Raw genomic sequence first — 22476 nt, 5'->3', positions numbered from 1 at the left:
CAGATTTCCGGATCGCTTACTGGCGATATTGCTGGATGCGGGTGGTGCGAAGACCCGCCAGACCGTGCTGGTCGATGGAAAACTGCCAGGAGAGGAATTCGTCGACCGTCAGGGTGTAACGGCTGCAGGCCTCCTCGAGGGAGAGAAGTCCGCCACGCACAGCGGCGACGACCTCGGCCTTGCGGCGGATGACCCAGCGTTTGGTGCCGGGCGCGGGCAGATCTGCAATCGTCAGCGGACTGCCGTCCGGCCCGATGACGTATTTTACCCTCGGGCGATGGGGTTCTGTCATGGCGTACTCACAAACTCTCAACCACTGAACTCACGCCGTAACCGTAACCCCGGCGGCTTAAAAATCCGCTAAGCCTAAGGCTTCAATACAATTCTCGTTGAAACTTGCGGGAACGCGGCCGGCCTGGCGGGCGGAACAGCATGGTTCGAGCCGGCCGGGCGGGGCAGAAGGTAAATACTTTACTAACGACGAGGCCTGCACGGGACGCTGCAAAGCCCTCAAACCGTCGTCCCGGGGCGCGCGTAGCGCGAGCCCGGGACCCATAACCCCAGGGAGTAGTTTGACGACGACTCGGGGTTACGACCTCACGCGAAAACGACTTCCTGGGGTTATGGATCCCCGCCCCCCGTGCGCAATTGCGCACTAGGCGGGGATGACATCTCGTATGTGGCGAGCGTGGCCAGCCTCAATTGCTGCTCGTCGCAATAATGCTCTTCACCTGGCTCAGCGTGTAGCTGGCGCCGTCAATGGTGAGCAGCGGCGGCGACTGGGTCAGGTCGACGGACGACACCACACCCTGCACCTGCGCGGCGATGCCGACATTATTGTTCGCGACGTCCTTGCCCGTGGCCGAGATCGTGTATTTGCCGTCGGGCCATTGCGTGCCGTCATTGCCCATGCCGTTCCAGGTGAAGGGAATGTCGGTGCCGGCGGCGGCGGTGTATTTGCCGGTGAACACGGTCTGGCCGCTCGCATTGGCGACGGTGATGTCGACGGTGGAATCGGTGGGCACGTTGAGATGCCAGGTCGCCGACGACTTCGTCATGGTCGCGGTCGAGCCGTCGACCAGCGCGGTCTTGCCGACGAAGCCCAGCGCCTGGGTCGCCTGCGTGGTCTGCTGCAGGGTGACGAGCTGGGCCAGCGAGTCGTTGGTCTTGAGCTGCTGCTCGACGCCGGCGAACTGCACCAACTGCTGGGTGAACTGGTTGGTGTCGAGCGGATCGAGCGGGTTCTGATTCTGCAGCTGCGTCGTCAGCAGCGTCAGGAAGGTCTGGAAGTTGCCGGCGAGCGTCGAGCCCGTGGTCGAGCTCATGTTCGAGCTCGATGAGGATTTCGGGATGTCGGTCGTGCCGGAGACGACGGAAGGCGCGGTGGCGGCATTCGTGGTGGTCATAGTCGAATACTCCTCACACTCTGATGTCGACGCCGCTGCTCGATCCGAGCATGCGGCCGTAGCCGCGCCCCACGGGCGCTGCGGGAACGCTGTCGTCCTCGCTGATGATCAGCCGGCGGGCATTGCCGCCATTGTCGTTGTTCTGGCCGGAGTTCTGGCCCGACGAATTCTGGTCGCGCAGACTGAAGGACAGCCCGTTGCTGCCGGTCTTGAAGCCGGCATCGTCGAGCGCGCGCTGCAATTGCGGCGCGTCCTGCCGCAGCATCTGCAGCGTCTCCGGCTTCTCCACCGTGAGATGCGAGGTGACCTGGCCGTTGCGGTCGACATTGATGCGGACGTCGATGCGGCCGAGATCGACCGGATCGAGGCTGATGTCGAACCGCGTCTTGCCGGCGCGCGCGGCGGCCGCGATCTCGATCGGCACGGCGTTGATCGGCACCGCCGTCGAGGTCGCCGCGGTCGCGGTCAGTGTTGCGGTCGATGCGGTCGCCGCCGAAGTGGTCGTGGTCAGCGGGGCCTGAATGGCGGCGGCCTGTGCGCTGCTGTCGGTCGCGTTGAAAGCGGCCTGCGCATTGGCATGGGCGTGGGCGGCCGGTGCGGCCGGGATCGCATCGGGCGCACGGTCCGCGGCGCCGGGCTTTGTGTCGGTCGCACTGCCATCGGCCTGCGGCTTGGCGGCTTGCGGATGTGCGGCGTTGGCGGCTGTCGCATTCGCTGGCGTGAGCGCGGCGTTCGCTTTGCCCGCGTCCTGGCCGATATTGGAGATGTCGGTCTGCGCCTGCGCGGTGGCGGCGGCCTTGAACGAGGTTTTTGGCGTGCCCTGGTCCACAGCGGTGATCAGCTCGCCATTGGTTTTGGCATCGGTCGCGGTGCCGTCGGTCGCGCCGGTGGCGGCATCGGCCAGCGTCGCCGAGGTGTCGGCGTCGACTTTCGCTCCGGCGGTCTTGGCGCTCTTGTCGCCGGGCGTCGCGGTATCGGTCTTGGTGCCGGCGATCTGCGCCGCGGTGGAGGCGCTGGCGGCGAGGCCGGCGGCGGCGATCGTCAGCGGCGAGGCGGCGGCATCGCCGGCCTGGCTTGCGGCCGCATTCGGATCGACCGGCACCACGGGCGCCGCCACCACGATTGCGTTCGGATCTGGCTGCGTCGCGTCCGCCTGCGCGGCGGTTGCCGTATCGATGGCGGCGATCCCATCGCTGCCGTCGGTCTTGTCTCCCTTGGTCTCCTCGGACTTGTCAGCCGATTTGGCCTCGGAGGTCTCGGACTTGTCCTTGGTCTTGCCGGCCTTGAGCGGATCCTTGACCTGATCCTTGGCCGGATCGTCGCTGGCCTCGCTCGTGGTATCGCTCCGGGTCGGCGCGGAATCGTCGGTGTCGTCGCTGGCCTTTGCCGCGTCGGTGGAGGACGTGCCGCGCGAGCTGCGGTCGGAGGCGGAGGACGACGAGGCGGAATCGGTCCGGCGCGGCGGGGTGTCCTGGGCCGGCGCGTTGTTGCTGATCGCCTGGGTGCTGCTGTCGACCAGAGAGCCGAAGGAGTCGCTCGCCGAATTGTCCTTCCGCCCTTGCGAGCGCGCAGGCTTCTGCTGCGCGCTCGAAACCTGTACGCTGGCAGCTAGATCTGACGAAACACTGACCACCGGCGACCCCTTGGAAACATCTTCGGCTTGGGGGTAGCAAGGAGCGGGCCAGCCTCCTGGATGACGATTTTATCAAGTAAAATCAATGTATTAATGGATTGGCAGCCGAGCTGCGAGGGGCGCAACAGCCCCGCCATTTCTGCCTCCCCGGCAAGAATTGCCCTAAGCAGGCCTGCCCTGTGATTGCTTCACCGGAATGCCGCCTATATTAAAGAGGCAGCTCTCAGCCGCTTTCGACCGGGCAAGTCGCGCCCCCGCGGGAACCGAAGTTCCCCCGGGACCGTTCATGTCCCGGCCAGAAGCAAATCGCGGATCGCCGAACCGCCGTCACAGCTTAAGAACCCATGCTCAACAGTCTGGATCTTGAAGGCCGTCCTGAGGACACCAGGGTCGTCGTCGCCATGTCGGGCGGCGTCGATTCCTCGACGACGGCTGCGCTGCTGAAGGCTGAAGGCTATGACGTCGTCGGCATCACGCTGCAGCTTTACGACCATGGCGCGGCCACCCATCGCAAGGGTGCCTGCTGCGCCGGCCAGGACATCCACGACGCCCGCGACGTCGCGGCCAAGCTCGGCATTCCCCATTACGTGCTCGACTACGAGGATCGTTTTCGCGAGTCCGTCATCGACAATTTCGCCGACAGCTACGCGCTCGGCGAAACGCCGGTGCCGTGCATCGAGTGCAACCGCAGCGTCAAATTCCGCGACCTCCTGAAGACCGCGCGTGAGTTAGGGGCGCAGGCGCTCGCCACCGGCCATTACGTCGCCTCGCGCCGCCAGGGCGACGGCTCGCGCGCGCTGGTCTGCGCCGCCGACGCCGACCGCGACCAGAGCTATTTCCTGTTCGCGACCACGCAGGAACAGCTCGACTTCCTGCGCTTTCCGCTTGGCGACATGACCAAGCCCGAGACGCGCGAGCTCGCGCGGCGCTTTGGCCTCAGCGTTGCCGACAAGCACGACAGCCAGGACATCTGCTTCGTGCCGACGGGCCGCTACACCGACATCATCACCCGCCTGCGTCCGAACGCGATGGACCCCGGCGACATCGTCGATCTCGAGGGACGCGTGCTCGGCCAGCATCACGGCATCGCCAATTTCACCGTCGGCCAGCGCCGCGGCCTCGGCATCGCCTCGGGCTCGCCGCTGTTCGTGGTGCGGCTGGATGCAGCGCACCGCCGCGTCGTCGTCGGCCCGCGTGATGCGCTGAAGATGCACCGCATCAGCTTGCGCGACGTCAACTGGATCGGCGGCGGCGACATCGACGGCGCGATCGGAAGCGGCCTCGAAATGTTCGTGCGCGTGCGCTCGACCCGCTCGCCGCAGCCGGCCTGGCTGCGCGGCGGAGGCGGCCATTACGAGGTCGAGCTCGTCGCCGGCGAAGAGGGCGTCTCGCCCGGCCAGGCCTGCGTGTTCTACGATGCCCCGTCAGGCCAGGCCCGCGTACTCGGCGGCGGTTTTATTCAAAGCGCCGCGGCGAAGGTCGCGAGCAATGCGGCACGCCCGCTCGCGGAAGCCGTGCGCGGCTGAACTTGCCGAGATCGGGCCCACCTGCTACCGCGAAGGAAGCGCGCCCCCTCTCCCGCCTGCGGGAGAGGGTTGGGGAGAGGGCTCTCTCCACCAGCGACATATCGCGAACGGATAAAGCCCTCACCCGGCACTGCGTGCCGACCTCTCCCGCAAGCGGGAGAGGTGCAGCGCATGCGGGGCTGACGTCGATTTCACCGATGGTCGTACTCTAAGAGTTGTTCAGGGCAGGGGGCATGGCAGCAGACATCTCGCGGGCGGGGGTCGAGAAGGCCTATGGCCGCTGGGCGCCGGTCTACGATCTCGTGTTCGGCAAGGTCTTCGACGCCGGACGGCAGTCGACCATCGCGGAAGCCGACCGCATCGGCGGCCGCATCCTCGACGTCGGCGTCGGCACGGGTCTTTCGCTCTCCGACTACGCGCGCACCACAAAGATCTGCGGCGTCGACATCTCCGAGCCGATGCTGCGCAAGGCGCAGGCGCGCGTGCGGGCGCTGCGGCTTTCCAATGTCGAAGTGCTCTCGGTGATGGATGCGAAGAATCTCGCCTTCCCCGACAACGCCTTCGACGCGGTGGTGGCGCAATATGTCATCACCGCCGTGCCTGATCCGGAAGGCACGCTCGACGAGTTCGTCCGCGTGCTCAAGCCGGGCGGCGAGCTGATTCTCGTCAACCACATCGGCGCGGAAAAGGGTCTTCGCAAGCTCTCCGAGCTCGCCTTCGCCCCCGTCGCCCGCCGTCTCGGCTGGCGCCCGGAATTCCCGTGGGCCCGCCTCGTCAACTGGGCCGCCAGGCACGGCGGCGTCACGCTCACCGAGCGCCGCCCAATGCCGCCGATGGGCCATTTCTCGCTGATCCGCTACCGCAAATCGTGATCGCGCGATGGGAACGCGCGCCAAGGCCGGCGCGTTTTCCTCCCATGCGCACGACATCAAACATCATCCTGGCAAGCCTCCTCATCGCCGCCTCCGGCAGTGCGATCGCGCAGGCCCCGCCCGCCCCGGCGACGCCGCCGCAACAGACCGCGCCGCCATCCCCGCAGCATGCGGCCAATTGCACGCCGCAGGACCGCCCGAACCGCCAGGCCGATGGCACCACCACCGGCCAGTCCCGGGAACCGCTCGGCGACAAGCTCGCAAAATCCGACGGCGTGATCTGCCCGCCCTCGGGCGTCGACCCCGAAATGCACGCCCCGGCCCCCGACTCCGGCGCCAACACCCCGGTCATCCCGCCCCCCGGCAGCCCCGGCGGCGACCCGAATGTGAGGCCGAAATAGGCGGTTTCTCCTTTGCCTCTCCCCGCGCTTGTCCCGCCGACTTGTCCGCCGAAGCTTTAGCGAAGGCGGAAGCCTTGGCGGATGCGGATTTCGGGTGAGGGGGCGCTCCGCGAGTCTGGTGCGAGAAATAGGGCGAGATCGGCCCCCAAACAGGGCGATTTCGTCAGCGAATTCACCCCATCAATCGCCGCCACTTTGCTTGACTTCCCGCCGCCCCCTTCCTTATATGCCGCGCGTTCGCGAGATCGGCCGTTTCGCCGTTCGCGACCCTGTGGCGGGGTAGCTCAGCTGGTTAGAGCACGGGAATCATAATCCTGGGGTCGGGGGTTCGAGTCCCTCCCCCGCTACCACCTTTACCCCCGACGCGTCGTCTTGGGGGGATTGGCGGTAGCGCCCTCCCGCTACCACCTTTCCCCACACTCCTTCGACTTGGTTGGGATAGGCCCTTTCCCCGAGCAGGGCATTTAGCCGGCCTGCTATCTTCACAGCTACACCACCGCGCGTTGGATCGCGGAACACAGTGACCGTCTCGACCAGGTCTCTGATGGCTTCTGCGGCCTCTCCGTCGCCCGCACTGACACCTTTTGCTAGTGATTCTTCAAGCCGACCGAGTTGCTCCTCGTATCGTTTGAGGGTGGCCGGATGTAGCGCGACTTCCTTCGGGGCGAGCGGTTCACTCTGCAACTCCTCGGATATCCGCTTTCGTTCGGCATCCAGTGCGGTTGATCGCGGTCCGAGAACAGACGGATCGCCATGTCCTTTTGCGATCGCATCCACCAGTCGTTCGATCTCCCGGTTTAATTGCCCAAGCTGCTGCTCAAGGCGCTGCCGTTTTGCGTTTGATGTAGCTGCGAGGCGCTTCCGCTCCTCGAGATATGTGTGCACGTACTCCGAAAGAACCTTCGGCGCGCGCAATTCGGCCTTTAGCCCGCTGAGGACTGCACTCTCGACCGTGTCTAAATAGAACGTCTTGGCGTCAGGACACGTGCCACTTTCGGTGGCCGCCGAGCAGCGAATCCGAACGCGCCCCGATTTGTCCCGTCCATTCGTTGCCATACCCGAGCCGCATGAACCGCAACGGAGTAAGCCAGATAGCATCCTACGGGGCCGACGTTGATGGCTGGGGTGGCCGTGGCTGCGCTCCCCTTTGCGTTGCTGGGCGGCTGTGAACAACTCTGGACTGACAATTGCAAGATGTGGCACTTCAGCGATCTGCCAGTCACTCCTCGGATTCGGTCGTGACAGGCGCTTTCCCGAGTCGGGATCTTTCACCATCCTGACTTTGTTCCAGATAAGGCGTCCCATATAAAGTTCGTTCAGCAGAATGCCGGCGCCCCTCTCATGATTGCCATTGATTGTTGAGGCATTCCAGGCTCGCCCCCGCGGAGGTGATACCCTCTCCCTATTGAGATCATGCGCGATTTCCCGAGGCGTACGACCGTCCACATATTCCTGAAATATGCGCTTGATCACTTGTGCCTCGGCCTCGACAACCACTCGTTCGCCACTTCTTCCAGTGACCGCGGCGTACCCGTATGTCAGGCCGCCGCCAGCCAAACCTTGCTTGACCCGCCCCGCTTGGCCGCGACGCACTTTGTGCGCATTGTCCTCACGATAGAGTTGTCCGACCAAACCGCGAAGGCCGACCAGCACGGTGTTAACGACTCCCTCGTGGACCGCCCGGATCTCGATCCCGAGAAATGACAGCCGCTTATGAATGCCAGCGAGATCTTCCATATCGCGAGAGAGGCGATCGAGCGCTTCGACGATTACCACGTCGAAGGATCTCTCTCGCGCCTGGTCCAACATCCGCAGAAGGCCATCGCGGCCCATGACGGACCCGCCTGAACGAGCCCGATCTTCATGGGTACTGACAACAGTTAAACCTTCGCGCTCGGCATAGCTTTGACAAAGTGAAAGCTGATCCTCAATCGATCGCTCGTTCTGCAGATCGGTTGAGAATCGAGCATAGATCGTCGCTCTTTTCCTTGTCGTCTCTTCGATTGGCGAGCTCTCTTTCATGATCTTCCCTCGCGGCCACACGAGCAAGTACTCGCGCGAGACGTAAGATCGCCTTGTCTGGATTCGTCTGCAAGAAAAATTTGCGATCAGCTTCCCGCACGATCGAGCCTCTAGGCCATCGCGCGGCTCAACGAGGTGCACGCACCTGCGCTGGCGCCAGTCGAAAAGAGGTGGTGGGGGCTGATCATCTCGAGCATCCTGCTCGGATGATAACTAAGTGCAACGGCCGCTATGAGCTCGTCGTGCAATCGGATGCTTAAGCGAAGAAAAAGAGAGCAGCGAACGGCTTTGCTTGCGCCGAATTGGTACTGCTGGGAAGGGCATATCGACTTAATCTAGCGAATACCAGGGTGGAAACTCCGGGCTCCGTCACGGGACTCTGTTCCAGCTATCGATTTCGCCACCAGTTCGCTCTGATTGGAGCCCGTAGCTAGACCGTAGGCGAGGAGGTGGTGGATAGTGCGTGGCACCCGAAGCTTCTTGCCTTACCCGACAATCTCGCCGTACCTGATGAGCCAAGCGCGTCGGGAACTATATTGTTCGCTGCAGTTAGAGCTTACGAACGGCATCTTGGTCTAGGGACCGGCGGCACACGGTAAGACCCACGCGCTCGACACAATCGTCACCGACGTCGAGAGACAACCTTCAAGTTTGACGAAGTTACCTCGTGGGCCCTTCGCCACCAGATAACTTCCTCGATGAAATAGGCGTTCGAACAAGCGAAGAGCACCATAGCTACCGATCTTTGACGAAATCGATGCCTTTCGCTGGCCCACGACCCTTGTTCCCATGAGCGAAAGATGCACCGACGAGAGGCGGGAATGGCGAGCCACAGGATGAGGCCCGAAGGTCCGATGAATTGATGTCCTTACATGCCTCTCTGTGACGGCCAAAGGCAGCGACCGTACCAAACTCGTTGTTAAAGGGACTTTGATGCGACCATTCTTACTCCCGTTTGCACCGAGGATTGGGGGTCTCATCGTGCCGATGAGCTCTGATGCGTCTTCAATACGTCCGCCACCGCGGAGGACGGATCGACTGTCGCGCCGTTCTAGACGGTTTACAATTAGCGGTATTGCTCGCGGCAGCCGTGGTGCGCATCGAATGACCGCTGTACGATCGACCTCAGCGCCAGATCCCAGAACCCATCACACTTGCTTATCTGAGGTGAGAAGCACCGCGGGCAATCTAGGCTGAGGAGGCACCGTAATCAGCTATCCATCCGGGGACCCATTGGAGCAGCGGGGAAGTTCAACCTGCCCGGGATTAGCGGAGTAAACGCGCATGTTGGTGCGACAACTCATGACGGCTAACGTCGTGTGAAGCTATAAAATCTGGCAGGTGCCTTGCGGGACTTTTCTACTCTACAATCCAGATTGCCCATTATTCCTACAGGCGCCGCCGCTTAGAGGCGGCTGCGATATGTGGGCATGCAGCTTTCCAGCTTGATAGGACAAGCCATGGTACTTGGCATAGATGTGTTGAAAGAAAGTTTTGGTGAGTTGGAAAGGCGCAGTTTGATCGCGACAATGATCGGACCGTCATTCCTTTTCCGAAGCCCCCCGGTTTGGAAGAGAAATTTACACAGACTCTCATAGGGGATTGGCGCAACCACCGTAAGTATAGGGCGCGGTACGATTTTCTGCCGAATTTTGTCTCAAATGGAGGGCTTATAGCGAATTCTGCGAAACGCCTTCAGGTTCTGACATTTTGATATTCCTGAAAGAGGGCCGGTGGCTTTCACGTGCGCTCCAATGATGCGGAAGTCGCGAATCAGATCCGGCCTCCTGTGGGGGCGGGGGCAGGTTGGTCGGCACAACGAGTCGTTTTCACTCCAGCTTCTCCTTCGTAAACCAGCGCAACCGACTAAGTCTGACAGGTGGCTTGCGGGACTTCTCGACGGTAAAAGGCAGAGCGCCCTGGGGCAGCCGCCCAAGGGTGCGAGGTGGCAGCGTTGCAATGCCGTGACGCTGGCGAGCGGAGTTAGTGGCGCACGTGATAGGGACAGCGCTTTCCAAGGGCCTCTTCGACGAGCGCCGAGTCACGTCGTCATTTAACTTCGCTGGCAGCGCGGAGCCGGTAGTTACAGCCGCTTTGAACAGCGCGCAGAGCCGGCCCGCGCTGCCTTCCCTCTAGTTCTAGACCTTCCGGGCTCGGAATACTTCAAAACAATAACCGGTTAGCCGTATCCGATTCCTGCTCGTCGATTCCTGTCAGCCAGAACCTCGAAACGCTGAACGGCTGGCAGCCAGTTACGCTGCGGTGCGTAACTATCGCGATCTGCTGCATAAGTGGGCCGACACGTTCTTTGGCCAATGTCATCATGAGTTGAGGCGCTCCCCAACGATACCGAGCGCCCACGAGATCGCCTCTTTCACCCAATGGACAGCGGCTCTGATCTCGACGAGCGACGTCGGCTTGCGCCCTCTTAGATCCGATAGGTCACTGCCCCCTCGACCCCGCCTAAGCTGAAGAGGAGGCCGAAGTATGCTGGTTCCGCCAAGCGCCCGCCGATTGATGCGCGCCTTTGCGGTCCGGCAGGCGAGCGGACCTTTGCAGCAAGTACAGATCTCACCGATGAGTCGAGATTTTTGGCGAGAGCGAAGAGGTAAACGCGTAAATCAAATAGTCAAACGGAGCGTTGCGCAGCTACAAGCTCCTTTCCGACCGTGGTCGCAAAGTAAATCGTGGCAAACCCTAAGGCCGCCGACGCAGCGTTCTCTTCCGCGCCAATTTTCGCAGCCGATCCCGCACATTCGCACTTTGCAATATTACCAGTTGTTCCGCCGAGTCCCGACGAAGCAAAATGGTGGCATGCCGTTGACGAACCGGCAGACGCGAATTCCAAAGCTATGCGAACACAGATAACATCAAGACTGATCGCTTCGCAGCCACATAAGTTGAGGCCGCGCGAATTCTCGGGATCGAAAGATCCTGCGGAATTCAGAGCGATGCGCTGACTGTACGCAAAAAGCCTAGCTGCATTGTGGCACGCATAGCCGTCATCGCGTTACTCGCGTTTCCTTTTGGGAACGCACACTGTTTGGTCGCCCGCGAGAGAAGGAGTTGACCGATGCTCAAGGATAAGAGGAGCATGCAGACGCTTGCGCCTCTCTGCAAACCAAAGGCTCTGCCTGACATCGAGCTGTTCGCCGCGAACTTCATCGCGCAACTGCGCTCCACAACGGCGGGAAGCTCGCTGCAAACCTTAGCCCGAGTAACAAAAGCTCCGACCCAATGCTCGCTGCGCAATCCGTGGTCGGCCACACATTGGTCTGTCGAAAAGCAAGGGGCGTGAAGGCGCCCGGGAACGAGAAGGCTGCCGGAATCGCGAACAGCGCTGAGAGGTATATCGCCGGCAAAGGCCGCGGTGTAGCGAGGGGCTTTAATGCTTGTACGTAAACATGCCGGCGCTAAGCAGCGCCCGATACCGGTGCTCGACGCTGAAACATTGGTTTATGAACCGACGAGAACTAGAACCCTGCTGAGGTGACCACGAAACCCAATGTCGCAACGCAATGGAGACAGCGTCGCGGCAGTGTCGCGCTTCCACCGATTTTTCGACCGAGGTTCCTGGGGCGGCGACACCCCGACGCACCTGAAAAGTTTGATTCGTTCGTGGCTGAGCGGCCGCTTCGAAGTGAAGCCAGTACCGAGTTTGACGCAATCTCCGGTTCCCTGAAACGAGATCGCGAGTTTCTCTCATGGCTGAGGGTCGAATCATTGTCTTCCCCGAAGACCGCAACAATCGGAGCCGGCACTACGACGATATCGTCGACGCGGCGCTTGGTAAGGGGTGCGACCGTGAGCTAACCGTCTACTTTGACGAGCGCGATCTGGTTCGGCTGCGGCGCGAGCGAGATAGACGCGCCGCATACGAGGGTTAGCTTCGACTATGGCATACGACGTATGGGTCGAAATCCGCGCGCGCGGAACGTTCGGCTTCTGCCATTGCCTGAAACGCTTGGCCGAGTCGTCAAGATCAAGCCGAACGATCGCGGCTACTATGGCCTCCTGCATGCCGATGGCGAGACGCGCGATTATTATTTCACAGACCGAACCGTGATCAATTGCGACGTCTCGCTTTCGGTTGGGGCGCGAGTACACTTCTGGTATGATACGGCGGCGCAAATGGGCGAGCGTACCGCGTTGAACTGGTCGAAGAGAATAAAAGCCATGGCCTAACGTCGTCAACGCTAATTTCTGGCCGAGCAGGGCCAATCAGTCCGGGATCAGCGTCATTGGTGCCCGAAGAAGGTTGAGAAGAATTCTTTCGCTTCACAGATCGACCGACGCGCGAACTCGTCATCGCAGGTGGGTGGGGAACGATTCAGCGAACGCAAGATCGCTCGCGTAGAAGGCTAGGCGGCCAAGAACGCACCCCGCTTGATCGACGAGTGCTGCGGTTAGCCGCGCTTTTGGATGTGCTCGGTCTTTTTTATTTACCGCAGCTGAAGAAGAGATACGGCGAGATAGCGGCGCCCTGGCGTCGTCTGATCGCTCTGGAGGACTGAGCGGCGTTAACCCGCTCGCTCTTCAAGTTTGACCAACAGTTTCTCGATTGCTGTGCATGACCACCAATGCTGGTAGGTCACCCGAGGACGCTCTATCGCTAAAGTCCCACCGTACCCTGAGGCGACGGCCCACGGGCCGGGGGCGTAAGGTCAATCAGACATAAACGTTCAGTGGATTGGCTGCGCGCCATCCGGCGCGTCGCCCCGGAGCGGCTGCCGGTGATCGCAAGCATGCCGGGTGGCTACTGTCTGACGCGGAAACGTCGATATTGCTCTGGCGGCAAGCAGCCACATGGGGCCACTTTTCGTTATGTAAATTGCTGCGCAGGTCTGTCAGCTTTCTGTAAGCCAGCCCCGATAAACAATCATTGGGTTTAACGGGGGCGTGGCAGGGACAGCGCATGAGCTGAAGGACCACCATGTGCCGAGTTACGCTTCCGTTAAGCTCATTGCACCGCGGATGCGGCAGGGATCGTGCCTCATGATGCCCCCAGGCCGTCAGGCGTCGACCCGTTCGCACCGCTTCCAACTCGGGTTAGGTCTCGTTCTGGCAGTATTACTCGTTTTGCGGAGCTCCCGATCAGCATCTTGCCACCGCTAGCTGAGCTTGGAGCCGGTTAGCGGGGTTGCAGGGACAGCGCTGCCCCGTGGGGGGGCGAGCGCGGAGTGTCAAGTTCAACTAGCAGTAGAGGCAGGCAGTGACAGCGTCTGCTCCAGTAGTGCAACCAAACGACGCCGAGTCGCGCCGCACTGCTTCCGATCAATCATCACCAACCCTCTGGAGGGGAGGAGATTGCCTGCGAAGCCCGTCCGCTGTTGTCTTGGTGCAATTGTGTCCGCCATTTGTGGCGACGACGGCGCCGACTGCGTTGCCGATTCTTCAACGTGGTACTCCCTATCGTGGCTTTCGGCGTCTCGGATAATCTTTCCAAAGGGACTGCTTCTATCGCGTTCCGTCTGGATTTACTTCGTCAACATTCTTGCGTCTCACATGCGTGTTTGGCCCGTCATTCTTGTTCATGCAAAGCGCACCTGTCTGGACATGCTGGTGTTTCTCCCAAGCAAGGCCCCAACCTAGAGAGCTGCCGATGAGGGGTGGGGCCGACCGATTTTGGTAGGTGCCCTTCGGTACTTCTAGAAGATACAAGTTGATAGCCTTGAGAATTTGAGCCTCACGGGAGCAAAGGTGGCCAGCTCCAGTCTTCGCGACGGGGTTGGCCGCCAGCGCTTGCGGCACCATGCCCACAGGGCAGCTACAGGCCAACAAATGCATGTATTCGAGCGGCATATCACGTCCTTGCGGTCGCAAGCCCTTGCGGTGCTTGCGGCCAATCAAGCCCGTGCCGCCGATCAGTCTCTGGGACGATCAGATCGCAACGCCGCCGCATTTAACATCGACGAAGTTCAGGCGATGCTAGCCATACTCGATTGCATGAAGCCCAACCTGCGGCCGAAGGAAGCACGGGAGATCGCTGCGCGCATACGCGCGCTTCTAGAGGGGTCGCAGCGGGGGCAAGTGGTTCGAATAGGATGTCTGTGAGACCACTCGGTAGCACAATGAGTAGCCAAACCGTGCGCAGTATATCGAGCTGAAAGAAACGCTCAAGCCACTGTTACGAGAGGCGTACCGAGCTGGTAGCAGAGGGCGAGCGCCGATACTACTTTGTTCGTGAGTGAGCGAAGCGACAGCGCGTGCGCACGAAATATGTGGGGCCGTGAACCTTGTGTTCGGAAACCCCGCAAGTCTTACGGCGGCGATCAGCAGCCAATTCGACAAACCTTGGTATAGTATTTTGTAGCCGATGCTATATCACCCACTTACCTTTGTAGAGTTGAGCGCCGGTTAGATCGTTTGTACTTTCGATGTCGAACCTGGATCATTCGATCTGCGGTTCAGTGCGAAGTCTGAACTGATGCCTTGCCAGAAGTCGGCGCGTTCCAATCAGGTGTTGAGACGAACATCTTGTTGCACGCAAAAAGGGCAAGAGCTTTCTAGAAGGTGCCACTATCGAGATCGCGATCAGCCACCAGATTAGCGGAATAGCATTTATTTGAGCGACGAAATTGGAAGCGGAGGATAGAGCGTCCGCGCTCGCGAGCGTGTGAGCCCTTAGAGTAGCCAATAACGCGTCGCTTGTGCTGGGGGCTTTAGTACAGTCGCCGCATTGATGATCCTCGCTGGTGTACGTTGCCGGCGAATTTGCATCCCACTTTCGAAGGACGAGTCGACATGACCACCGAGCTTTTCATCAAACGCCCGGTATTGTCTATCGTCGTCAGTTTCCTGATCCTGCTGATCGGCCTGCGCGCCGCCACCCTACTGCCGATCCGGCAATATCCCAAGCTATCCAGTACGGTCATCAATATCACGACTTCCTATCCTGGTGCCTCCGCCGACATGATCCAGGGGTTCATCACCACTCCCCTCGAGCAAGCAGTCGCGTCCGCCGAGGGCGTCGACTACATCACTTCCTCGTCTGTGCTTGGTACCTCGACCATCCAAGTTCATGTCAAGCTTAATTTCAGCTCCAACGAAGCGCTCACGGAGGTGCTCTCCAAGGTCAACTCAGTCAAATACCTGATCCCTAAGGAATCAAACGATCCTGTCGTCACGAAGTCGACCGGTCAGGCCACGGCTGTCATGTTTATTGCCTTCTCCAGCGAGGAACTTGCGGCCAGCGCGATCTCCGACTACCTCTCGCGCGTGGTGCAACCGGTTATCTCAACGGTCGACGGGGTCGCAACTGCAGAGATGCTGGGTGGCCAGAGTTTTGCGATGCGGCTATGGCTCGACCCTGCGAAAATGGCTGGGCACGATGTGTCGCCGGCTGAGGTTTCGGCTGCAATTGCCGCTAACAACTTCCAGGCCGCGGTCGGTCAGACCAAAGGCTATTTCACTATCTCTGATGTTACGGCAAATACAGATCTGAGGAGTGTCGATGATTTCAAGCGCATGATCGTCAAAGCCAATGACGGTGGACTGGTGCGCATGGAGGACATTGCAACGGTCGAGCTTGCCGCGCAGACGACAGACACTAGCGTCACGATGAACGGCGAGCACGCGGTCTTTATCGGCGTGCAGGCGAGCCCACAGGGCAATCCGCTAAACATAGTGCAAGGCGTTCGGGCGCTGTTTCCGGAAATTGAGCGTAACCTGCCGCCGTCGGTGAGGATGAAAGTGGCCTACGACTCCACCACATTTATTCAATCATCGATCGATGAAGTGGAGAAGACGCTCATTGAGGCCGTCGCGGTCGTGGTCGTCGTGATCTTTCTGTTCCTGGCCTCGCTGCGGTCGGTCATCATTCCTGTGGTCACCATTCCGTTGTCGCTCATTGGCGTCTGCAGCATGATGCTGGCGCTGGGGTTTTCGTTTAATCTGCTGACTCTCCTTGCGATGGTTCTCGCGATCGGTCTCGTTGTCGATGACGCGATTGTGGTGGTGGAGAACATTCATCGCCATTTAGAAGAAGGTGCACCGCCCCTACAGGCGGCCACAACCGGCGCGCGCGAGATCGTCGGTCCCGTTATCTCCATGACGATTACCTTGGCTGCGGTATATGCCCCAATCGGATTTCTCGGCGGCCTCACCGGTGCGTTGTTCCGCGAATTTGCATTTACGCTAGCGGGAGCGGTGATTGTGTCAGGCGTGATCGCATTGACGCTGTCACCCATGATGTGCTCGCTATTCTTGAGGCGCGCCGAGGGGGGGCGATTTGCAAGCCTTGTGAACCGCGGCTTCGGCGCCATAACACGATGGTACGGCCACAAGCTCGACCGTTCGCTCGACTATCGCCCAGTTGTCGGCCTGTTTGCGCTGACCATGCTGGGCCTTGTCGGCTTTCTCTATATGAATATTTCCAAGGAGCTCGCGCCGGAGGAGGATCAAGGTATCGTATTCGCGCTAACGAAGGCGCCGAAATACGCCAATATCGACTACCTCGACTATTACGGCACCAAGCTTGAAAACGTGTTCAAGAAATTTCCAGAGACTGACTTGAGCTTCGTGCTCAACGGCGTTAGCGGAAAGCAGAGTGGCATGGCCGGCATGTTGCTCAAGCCGTGGGACGAGCGCAAGCGATCATCGATTGGACTAAAGTCGCTTGTCCAGACCGAGCTATCCAAAATCGAAGGCATCAACGCGTTTGCCTTTAGCTTACCTCCCCTTCCCGGGGGGTCGGATGGCTTACCAGTGCAAATGGTACTCAATTCGACGCTTAGCTTTCACTCCATCTACGAGCAGATGTCGAAGCTGAAGGATGCCGCGCAGAAGAGCGGTCTTTTCGTGGTGAGCGACTCCGATCTCGAGTTTAACCAGCCGGTGGTGCGAATCAAGATTGATCGTTCCAAGGCTGGCGAGCTTGGCGTTACCATGCAGACGATCGGTAACGCGCTCGCCACCTTACTTGGGGGGAACTACGTCAACCGCTTCAGTTTGCAGGGCCGCTCGTACCAGGTGATCCCGCAGGTGCCACGAGAGGAACGCATGGCGGCGCAAGCAATCGGGAGCTATTATGTGAAGACTGCGACGGGATCGATGCTTCCGCTGTCTACCGTAGTCTCAACCGAGACTGCGACCGATCCGAACGCGCTCACCCACTATAATCAGCTCAACTGCGCGACCTTTCAGGCCGTGCCGATGCCCGGCGTCACGATCGAACAGGCTGTGGATTTCCTAGAAGCCGAAGCGAAGAAACTTCCCGCAGGCTTCAGTCACGACTTCCTGGCCGACGCCCGCCAGTATGTGCACGAGGGTAATCAACTCGCCATTACATTTGCATTTGCACTGATCATCATATTCTTAGTGCTTTCAGCGCAGTTCGAAAGTCTGCGCGATCCGCTCATCATCATGATCAGCGTGCCGATGGCAATGGTCGGCGCCTTGATTCCGCCATTCTTTGGCTGGGCGACTATGAACATCTACACCCAGGTTGGACTGTTGACACTGGTCGGGTTGATTTCCAAGCATGGCATCCTGATGGTTGAGTTCGCCAATGAACTACAGCTCAAGGAGAGACTTGACCGTCGCTCGGCTATAGAGATGGCGGCGCGCGTCCGACTGCGCCCAATCTTGATGACTACGGCGGCAATGGTCACGGGCTTTATACCCTTGTTGACCGCAACGGGGGCTGGCGCCGCGAGCCGCTTCTCGATCGGGCTCGTGCTGGTCGCTGGCATGTCGGTCGGCACGCTGATCACGCTCTTCGTGCTGCCGGCGGTGTATGTCGCAATCGCGTCCGACCACCGTGCTGATGTGAGCTCTGACCGCGCGAACATCACCACCGAGCTGGACCTAACCGGCGCTGGTGATGCCCAGATGGCCAGGCAATGATGATAAATTGAATTCAGGTTCGCTCAGTGTGGCAAGGGAAGCCGCTTGCGACCGCTTCGCGCCTCACCTGCAAATCGAGATCTTCACGCCCCGTGATGCCGAGCTTGGCAAGTCCGGTGCTCGGCGAAGAACGGGTGCTCCGCTGCTGCTCCGCCAAGGTGAATTACGCTCGACATTCACGGCAGTAGAGCACCAAGATCGACCTTCTTGAGGGTGAGAAGAGAATTTATGCTCTCCTGATAAATAGTGGAATCCCAAGCACTGCCGATCAGGTATTATTTGCGTCCGTTTGATCGAGTTGGTCGCTGGCAGAAAAAGAGGCAAGCCGGTTTAAAATACCTTGTGCGAGGAAACAGCCGTGAGGAGGCCCGTATCCATGACAGGCTGGTTTCCTGAGGGTGACCCGACGCTCTCTGGAGTGGAGCTAAGGAGAGTGTGGTATGTGGCCGCAGCGACGCATTTTGCGTTCTTTGCAAACGGAACCATCGGCTGCGGCTTTTCGTGCTCATTGTACCCTTGCGCCGGTTCTCTACACCAATCGCATTCTCACCCGCGATTTGATCGAGATCCTCCCGAGCGTTTACGTGAAGGTGTGCAGGTGATTTCGAGACGCGTGTTTCCCATCTTCCTCGCACCTTGCCGCGCATCGCGCTCCACTATGCGTTGAGCTGCCTGCAGCCGGCTAGTTCAATTCGCCATCTACACGATCGTTCTGCCCGCCCCTGCTGCAACCTCCGGGCCGCCGCCCTATCGAAGTAAGCGGATGATAAGTCTGCCATTCGGATCGATGCTCGCATGCTCTATTCGTCACGACTATCTTCGTCCCGTCCTTAACGATGCTGTTTAACAACCAGCCCGTCAGAAACCAGGAATAATCGATCGGGCTGAGATTGGCGGCTTGAGAGCTTCCGATTGGCTGCAAAAGCTGGCTGAAAACCTACGGCGGTGTTCGCGCCAAGTACACAGTGGCGTCGGGCGCCGTTTGCTTTGCAGGGTTTGTAGGCTTGGCGACAAAGCCATAGCCAGCGTTGCGCCTCCGGTTGTCGCAGACCAGCTCATCTGGGAAGGATTACCCGGAACACCGCATCCACGGGCTCGACGACCACCCCAATTTGACGCTCGCCCTGTGACGCAGACCAGTTTTTGCGACGGCATTGCATTTGCAGGGATAAGGAATGTCAACTTGAGGTCATCATTGTCGAGCGCCGCTTGCAGCCAACGCACGCAGGATGAGGGGCGCGGCGCTCACGAGCCCGTTCTCTCAGGAGCGCCCGTGATACCATCTGCCAATTGGTCTGCCGGCCTAGTTGGGACGCGGCTCGCATTTTTTGTGGCCGGATTCGGCCTCGCGGCCTGGGCGCCTTTGGTGCCACTCGCCAAGGAGCGGCTCGCGGTGGATGACCGCATGCTTGGTCTTCTTCTGCTCTGCCTCGGGACGGGATCCGTCATCGCTATGCTTTTGACGAGCCTGTGGAATGCGCGGTACGGCAGCAGGCCCATTATCCTCGCGGGTGGACTTGGACTCGCGATCATGCTGCCGTGCCTTGCAATTGCCGACACACCTGTCAGGCTCGGTGCTGCGCTGTCTGCTTTCGGCGTTTCACTCGGCTCGATCGATGTGGCCATGAACATTCATGCGATTGAATTGGAGCGCGCCACGGGCCGTCCATTGATGTCTGGCTTCCACGCCCAGTACAGCATTGGGGAATTCACCGGCTCTGCCGCCGTGACCTCGTTCCTGTCGCTGCAGCTTGGCCCGCTTTTTTCGACGTTGGTCTGTTCGGCGTTAATGACAAGCGCGATTGTATCGGCCTGGCCGGGGTTGCTCGCGGCGGGGTCGGGGCAGCAGGGGCCATCGTTTGTTTTGCCCCATCGCAGTGTGTTGCTAATAGCTGTGCTCGCGGCTATCACCTTTCTTGTCGAAGGTGCAATGCTCGATTGGAGCGCTTTGCTTCTCGTTGAACGAGATCTTCTCGCGGAAGCGCACGGGGGCATTGGTTGTATGCTCTTCTCAATCGCAATGGCCGCAGGGCGTCTCAGCGGAGATGCCGTGGTGGCGCGAATCGGAGATCGTGCCACATTGATAGTCGGGACTCTGCCGATCGTAACAGGATTCTTGGCTGTGCTGGCCGCGCCCGTTGCGTTGATTGCTATGGCGGGGTTCCTGCTTATTGGATTGGGTATTTCAAATGTTGTACCTGTACTTTGTCGACGCGCCGGAAAACAGAAAATGATGCCAGCAGGCGTTGCGATCGCGGTCATCACGACAGCCGGCTATGCGGGTATACTCGTTGGGCCCGCCGGCATTGGGCTCGTCGCAGACATGTTTGGCTTGCGCTTGGCGTTTGGGATGTTGGGCGCGCTCATGGCCATCGTTACGCTGTCGGCGAGGATGATGATGACAGAGCCTCGCTAAGGCGTTGGCCGAGAGGAAAGGGACACCAGTACGCTTTCGGCTAATGACCGTCCAGCGCTCGGCGCTTCGCGGCTTAGAGACGATGAGCTCTCAACTTCATGGCAGCAGGTCTCGATCGTGGCCATTCTCCTTTTCCTGCAAGTGGTTGGCTGCGTCCTAGGTAGGATACACCGCGTCACTTGGCGTCCGACCGAGCCCGCGTCGTTGACAATGAACGCTTGTCAACTGCGAAGCAAAGTTGGTCGTTACGTGAGCGGCAAGTCCGCTAGGCTGGACATTCACCGCCGATTGATACCTCGGATTGGCCCGTTATCCCGGAACAGGCAGATCACTCTGGTGCCGCCCATCGCTGTCGGCGCGATACGCCCGGTATGCCAGCTGAATGCCGTCCTCAAGCGAGGTCGTGGCGCGCCAGCCGAGCCCGGACAGCCGCCCGACGTCGAGAAGCTTGCGCGGCGTGCCGCCAGGGCGCGACGTGTCGAACCTGATCTCACCGCGAAAACCGATGGCGGACGCGACCATGAGTGCTAACTCGGCGATGCTGATGTCCTCGCCGGTACCGATATTGATCAGTTCCGGCGAGGAATAGGTCTTCATCAGATAAATGCAGGCGTCGGCGAGATCGTCAACGTAGAGGAATTCGCGGCGCGGCGTGCCGGTGCCCCAGACCACCACGCTCTTCGAGCCCGCGAGCTTCGCCTCGTGGAAGCGGCGGACCAGGGCGGCAACCACGTGGCTGTACTCGGGATGATAATTGTCGCCGGGACCGTAGAGATTGGTCGGCATCACGCTGATGAAGTCGCTGCCATACTGGCTGCGATAGGCCTCCGCCATCTTGATGCCGGCGATCTTGGCGATCGCATAGGGCTCGTTGGTCGGCTCCAGCGGGCCCGTCAGCACCGAGTCCTCGCGCAGGGGCTGCGGCGCCAGCTTCGGATAGATGCAGGAGGAGCCGAGGAACATCAGCTTCTCGGTGCGATTCTGATGCGCGGCCTGGATCACGTTCGCGGCGATCGCGATGTTGTCGTAGATGAACTCGGCGCGCAGCGTGTCATTGGCGACGATGCCGCCGACTTTGGCGGCAGCAAGGAACACCACCTGCGGCCGCATGCGCGCGAACCAGTCGAACACGGCGGCCTGGTTGCGCAGATCGACCTCGCCCCTGGCCGCCGTGACGAGCTGGACGTCTTCCTGCTCGAGCCGGCGCACGAGCGCGCTGCCGACCATGCCGCGATGACCGGCGACGTAGACGCTTTTGCCCCTCAGCTCAAACGCTGTGTTGACCATGGCCTGCATCCCGCTTCGCCTCGGCCAGATCGCTTCTCATCATTTCCGCGACCAGCTCCGCAAACGTCCGCTTCGGCGTCCAGCCGAGCACCTCGCGCGCCTTGCTGGCATCGCCGATCAGGAGATCGACCTCGGTCGGGCGGAAATAGGTCGGATCGATCTTCACGACCGTCTTGCCGCTCTTCTCGTCGATGCCGGTCTCGTCGACGCCCTTGCCGCGCCAGACGATGCGGCGGCCGACCTGCGCGAACGACAGCTCGACCATCTCGCGCACCGAGTGCATCTCGCCGGTGGCGAGCACGAAATCGTCCGGCTTGTCGGCCTGCAGGATCTTGTGCATGCCCTCGACGTAATCCCTGGCATGACCCCAGTCGCGTTTGGCCTCGAGATTGCCGAGATAGAGCGCGTCTTCCAGGCCGACCTCGATGCGCGACACGCAGCGCGTGATCTTGCGCGTCACAAACGTCTCGCCGCGGATCGGGCTCTCATGGTTGAACAGGATGCCGTTGCTGGCGAACATGCCGTAGGCTTCGCGGTAGTTCACCGTGATCCAGTAGCCGTAGAGCTTGGCGACGCCATAAGGCGAGCGCGGATAGAACGGCGTCGTCTCCTTCTGCGGGATCTCCTGCACGAGACCGTAGAGCTCGGAGGTTGAAGCCTGGTAGAACCGCGTCTCCTTCTCCATGCCGAGGATGCGGATCGCTTCCAGCAGGCGCAGCACGCCGATGGCGTCGGCGTTGGCGGTGTATTCCGGGCTCTCGAAGCTGACGGCGACGTGGCTTTGCGCGGCGAGATTGTAGATCTCTGTGGGGCGGATCTGTTGCACCAGGCGGATCAGATTGGTCGAATCCGTCATGTCGCCATAGTGCATCAGGAACGGCACGTTGCCGACATGCGGGTCCTGGTAGAGGTGGTCGACACGCGCCGTGTTGAACGAGGACGAGCGCCGCTTGATGCCGTGCACGACATAGCCGAGCGACAGCAGATATTCGGCGAGATAGGCGCCGTCCTGACCGGTGACGCCCGTAATCAACGCAACGCGCCGCTTTGTGTCCTGAGCCGCCATG

Annotated in this window: 13 protein-coding genes and 1 tRNA gene; 8 read left to right on the top strand and 6 right to left on the bottom strand. The window is 60.4% G+C overall.

Features of this window, described 5'->3' with window-relative positions; genetic code table 11:
* Positions 1–16: 16 nt before the first annotated feature.
* The 3 genes from GGD63_RS17185 to GGD63_RS17175 form a co-directional block, all read right to left on the bottom strand.
* Positions 17–292, bottom strand: coding sequence for a DUF1153 domain-containing protein (locus tag GGD63_RS17185; RefSeq protein ID WP_002714638.1), 276 nt, complete (start codon positions 290–292; stop codon positions 17–19).
* Positions 293–698: 406 nt separating this feature from the next.
* The gene (locus tag GGD63_RS17180; protein WP_183243968.1) at positions 699–1406 is read right to left on the bottom strand and encodes a flagellar hook assembly protein FlgD; all 708 of its coding nucleotides are present in this window, start codon (positions 1404–1406) and stop codon (positions 699–701) included.
* Positions 1407–1419: 13 nt separating this feature from the next.
* A complete protein-coding gene (locus GGD63_RS17175; protein WP_183243965.1) occupies positions 1420–3039 on the bottom strand; it encodes a flagellar hook-length control protein FliK in 1620 nt (539 codons plus the stop codon).
* Between the two features lie 344 nt (positions 3040–3383).
* On the opposite strand from GGD63_RS17175, the gene mnmA reads away from it, so the two are divergent.
* From mnmA to GGD63_RS17155, 4 genes are all read left to right on the top strand, one after another.
* Entirely contained in the window at positions 3384–4565 is a 1182-nt protein-coding gene (gene mnmA, locus GGD63_RS17170; protein ID WP_183243963.1) for a tRNA 2-thiouridine(34) synthase MnmA, read from the top strand.
* A 233-nt stretch (positions 4566–4798) separates the two neighbouring features.
* Positions 4799–5437 carry a class I SAM-dependent methyltransferase gene (locus GGD63_RS17165; RefSeq protein ID WP_183243961.1) on the top strand — a complete coding sequence of 213 codons (639 nt, stop codon included), beginning with the start codon at positions 4799–4801 and terminating at the stop codon, positions 5435–5437.
* Positions 5438–5481: 44 nt separating this feature from the next.
* A complete protein-coding gene (locus tag GGD63_RS17160) occupies positions 5482–5838 on the top strand; it encodes a hypothetical protein (RefSeq protein ID WP_183243959.1) in 357 nt (118 codons plus the stop codon).
* A gap of 273 nt (positions 5839–6111) precedes the next feature.
* Positions 6112–6188, top strand: a tRNA-Met gene (locus tag GGD63_RS17155).
* On the opposite strand, the gene GGD63_RS17150 is transcribed toward GGD63_RS17155, so the two are convergent.
* On the bottom strand, positions 6145–7860 hold the full coding sequence (locus tag GGD63_RS17150) for a recombinase family protein (protein ID WP_183244240.1): 1716 nt from the start codon (positions 7858–7860) through the stop codon (positions 6145–6147). The two genes, GGD63_RS17155 and GGD63_RS17150, sit on opposite strands and share 44 nt — an antisense overlap.
* A gap of 3073 nt (positions 7861–10933) precedes the next feature.
* Here GGD63_RS17150 and GGD63_RS17145 point away from each other — a divergent pair.
* From GGD63_RS17145 to GGD63_RS17130, 4 genes are all read left to right on the top strand, one after another.
* Entirely contained in the window at positions 10934–11158 is a 225-nt protein-coding gene (locus GGD63_RS17145; RefSeq protein WP_183243957.1) for a hypothetical protein, read from the top strand.
* Positions 11159–11682: 524 nt separating this feature from the next.
* Complete coding sequence (locus tag GGD63_RS17140) at positions 11683–12045, top strand: hypothetical protein (protein ID WP_183243955.1); 363 nt, start codon at positions 11683–11685, stop codon at positions 12043–12045.
* 2559 nt (positions 12046–14604) lie between these two features.
* Positions 14605–17706, top strand: a complete 3102-nt coding sequence (locus GGD63_RS17135; RefSeq protein WP_183243953.1) for an efflux RND transporter permease subunit — start codon at positions 14605–14607, stop codon at positions 17704–17706.
* Positions 17707–18982: 1276 nt separating this feature from the next.
* Positions 18983–20122, top strand: coding sequence for an MFS transporter (locus tag GGD63_RS17130; protein ID WP_183244238.1), 1140 nt, complete (start codon positions 18983–18985; stop codon positions 20120–20122).
* A gap of 309 nt (positions 20123–20431) precedes the next feature.
* On the opposite strand, the gene GGD63_RS17125 is transcribed toward GGD63_RS17130, so the two are convergent.
* A complete protein-coding gene (locus GGD63_RS17125; protein WP_409334075.1) occupies positions 20432–21409 on the bottom strand; it encodes a GDP-L-fucose synthase family protein in 978 nt (325 codons plus the stop codon).
* On the bottom strand, positions 21390–22475 hold the full coding sequence (gene gmd / locus GGD63_RS17120; protein WP_183243952.1) for a GDP-mannose 4,6-dehydratase: 1086 nt from the start codon (positions 22473–22475) through the stop codon (positions 21390–21392). Before gmd ends, GGD63_RS17125 begins: the two co-directional genes overlap by 20 nt.
* Between the last annotated feature and the right edge of the window lies 1 nt (position 22476).

This window comes from Bradyrhizobium sp. cir1 (assembly GCF_014198245.1).
Lineage (GTDB): Bacteria > Pseudomonadota > Alphaproteobacteria > Rhizobiales > Xanthobacteraceae > Bradyrhizobium.
This window is presented reverse-complemented; position numbering and strand designations above follow the sequence as displayed.

Excerpts from the sequence above, each read along its gene's own strand:
- GGD63_RS17185 (WP_002714638.1), bottom strand. The coding sequence starts at position 292 with ATGACAGAACCCCATCGCCCGAGGGTAAAATACGTCATCGGGCCGGAC.
- GGD63_RS17180 (WP_183243968.1), bottom strand. The coding sequence starts at position 1,406 with ATGACCACCACGAATGCCGCCACCGCGCCTTCCGTCGTCTCCGGCACG.
- mnmA (WP_183243963.1), top strand. The coding sequence starts at position 3,384 with ATGCTCAACAGTCTGGATCTTGAAGGCCGTCCTGAGGACACCAGGGTC.
- GGD63_RS17165 (WP_183243961.1), top strand. The coding sequence starts at position 4,799 with ATGGCAGCAGACATCTCGCGGGCGGGGGTCGAGAAGGCCTATGGCCGC.
- GGD63_RS17160 (WP_183243959.1), top strand. The coding sequence starts at position 5,482 with ATGCGCACGACATCAAACATCATCCTGGCAAGCCTCCTCATCGCCGCC.
- GGD63_RS17150 (WP_183244240.1), bottom strand. The coding sequence starts at position 7,860 with ATGAAAGAGAGCTCGCCAATCGAAGAGACGACAAGGAAAAGAGCGACG.
- GGD63_RS17145 (WP_183243957.1), top strand. The coding sequence starts at position 10,934 with ATGCTCAAGGATAAGAGGAGCATGCAGACGCTTGCGCCTCTCTGCAAA.
- GGD63_RS17135 (WP_183243953.1), top strand. The coding sequence starts at position 14,605 with ATGACCACCGAGCTTTTCATCAAACGCCCGGTATTGTCTATCGTCGTC.
- GGD63_RS17125 (WP_409334075.1), bottom strand. The coding sequence starts at position 21,409 with ATGGTCAACACAGCGTTTGAGCTGAGGGGCAAAAGCGTCTACGTCGCC.
- gmd (WP_183243952.1), bottom strand. The coding sequence starts at position 22,475 with ATGGCGGCTCAGGACACAAAGCGGCGCGTTGCGTTGATTACGGGCGTC.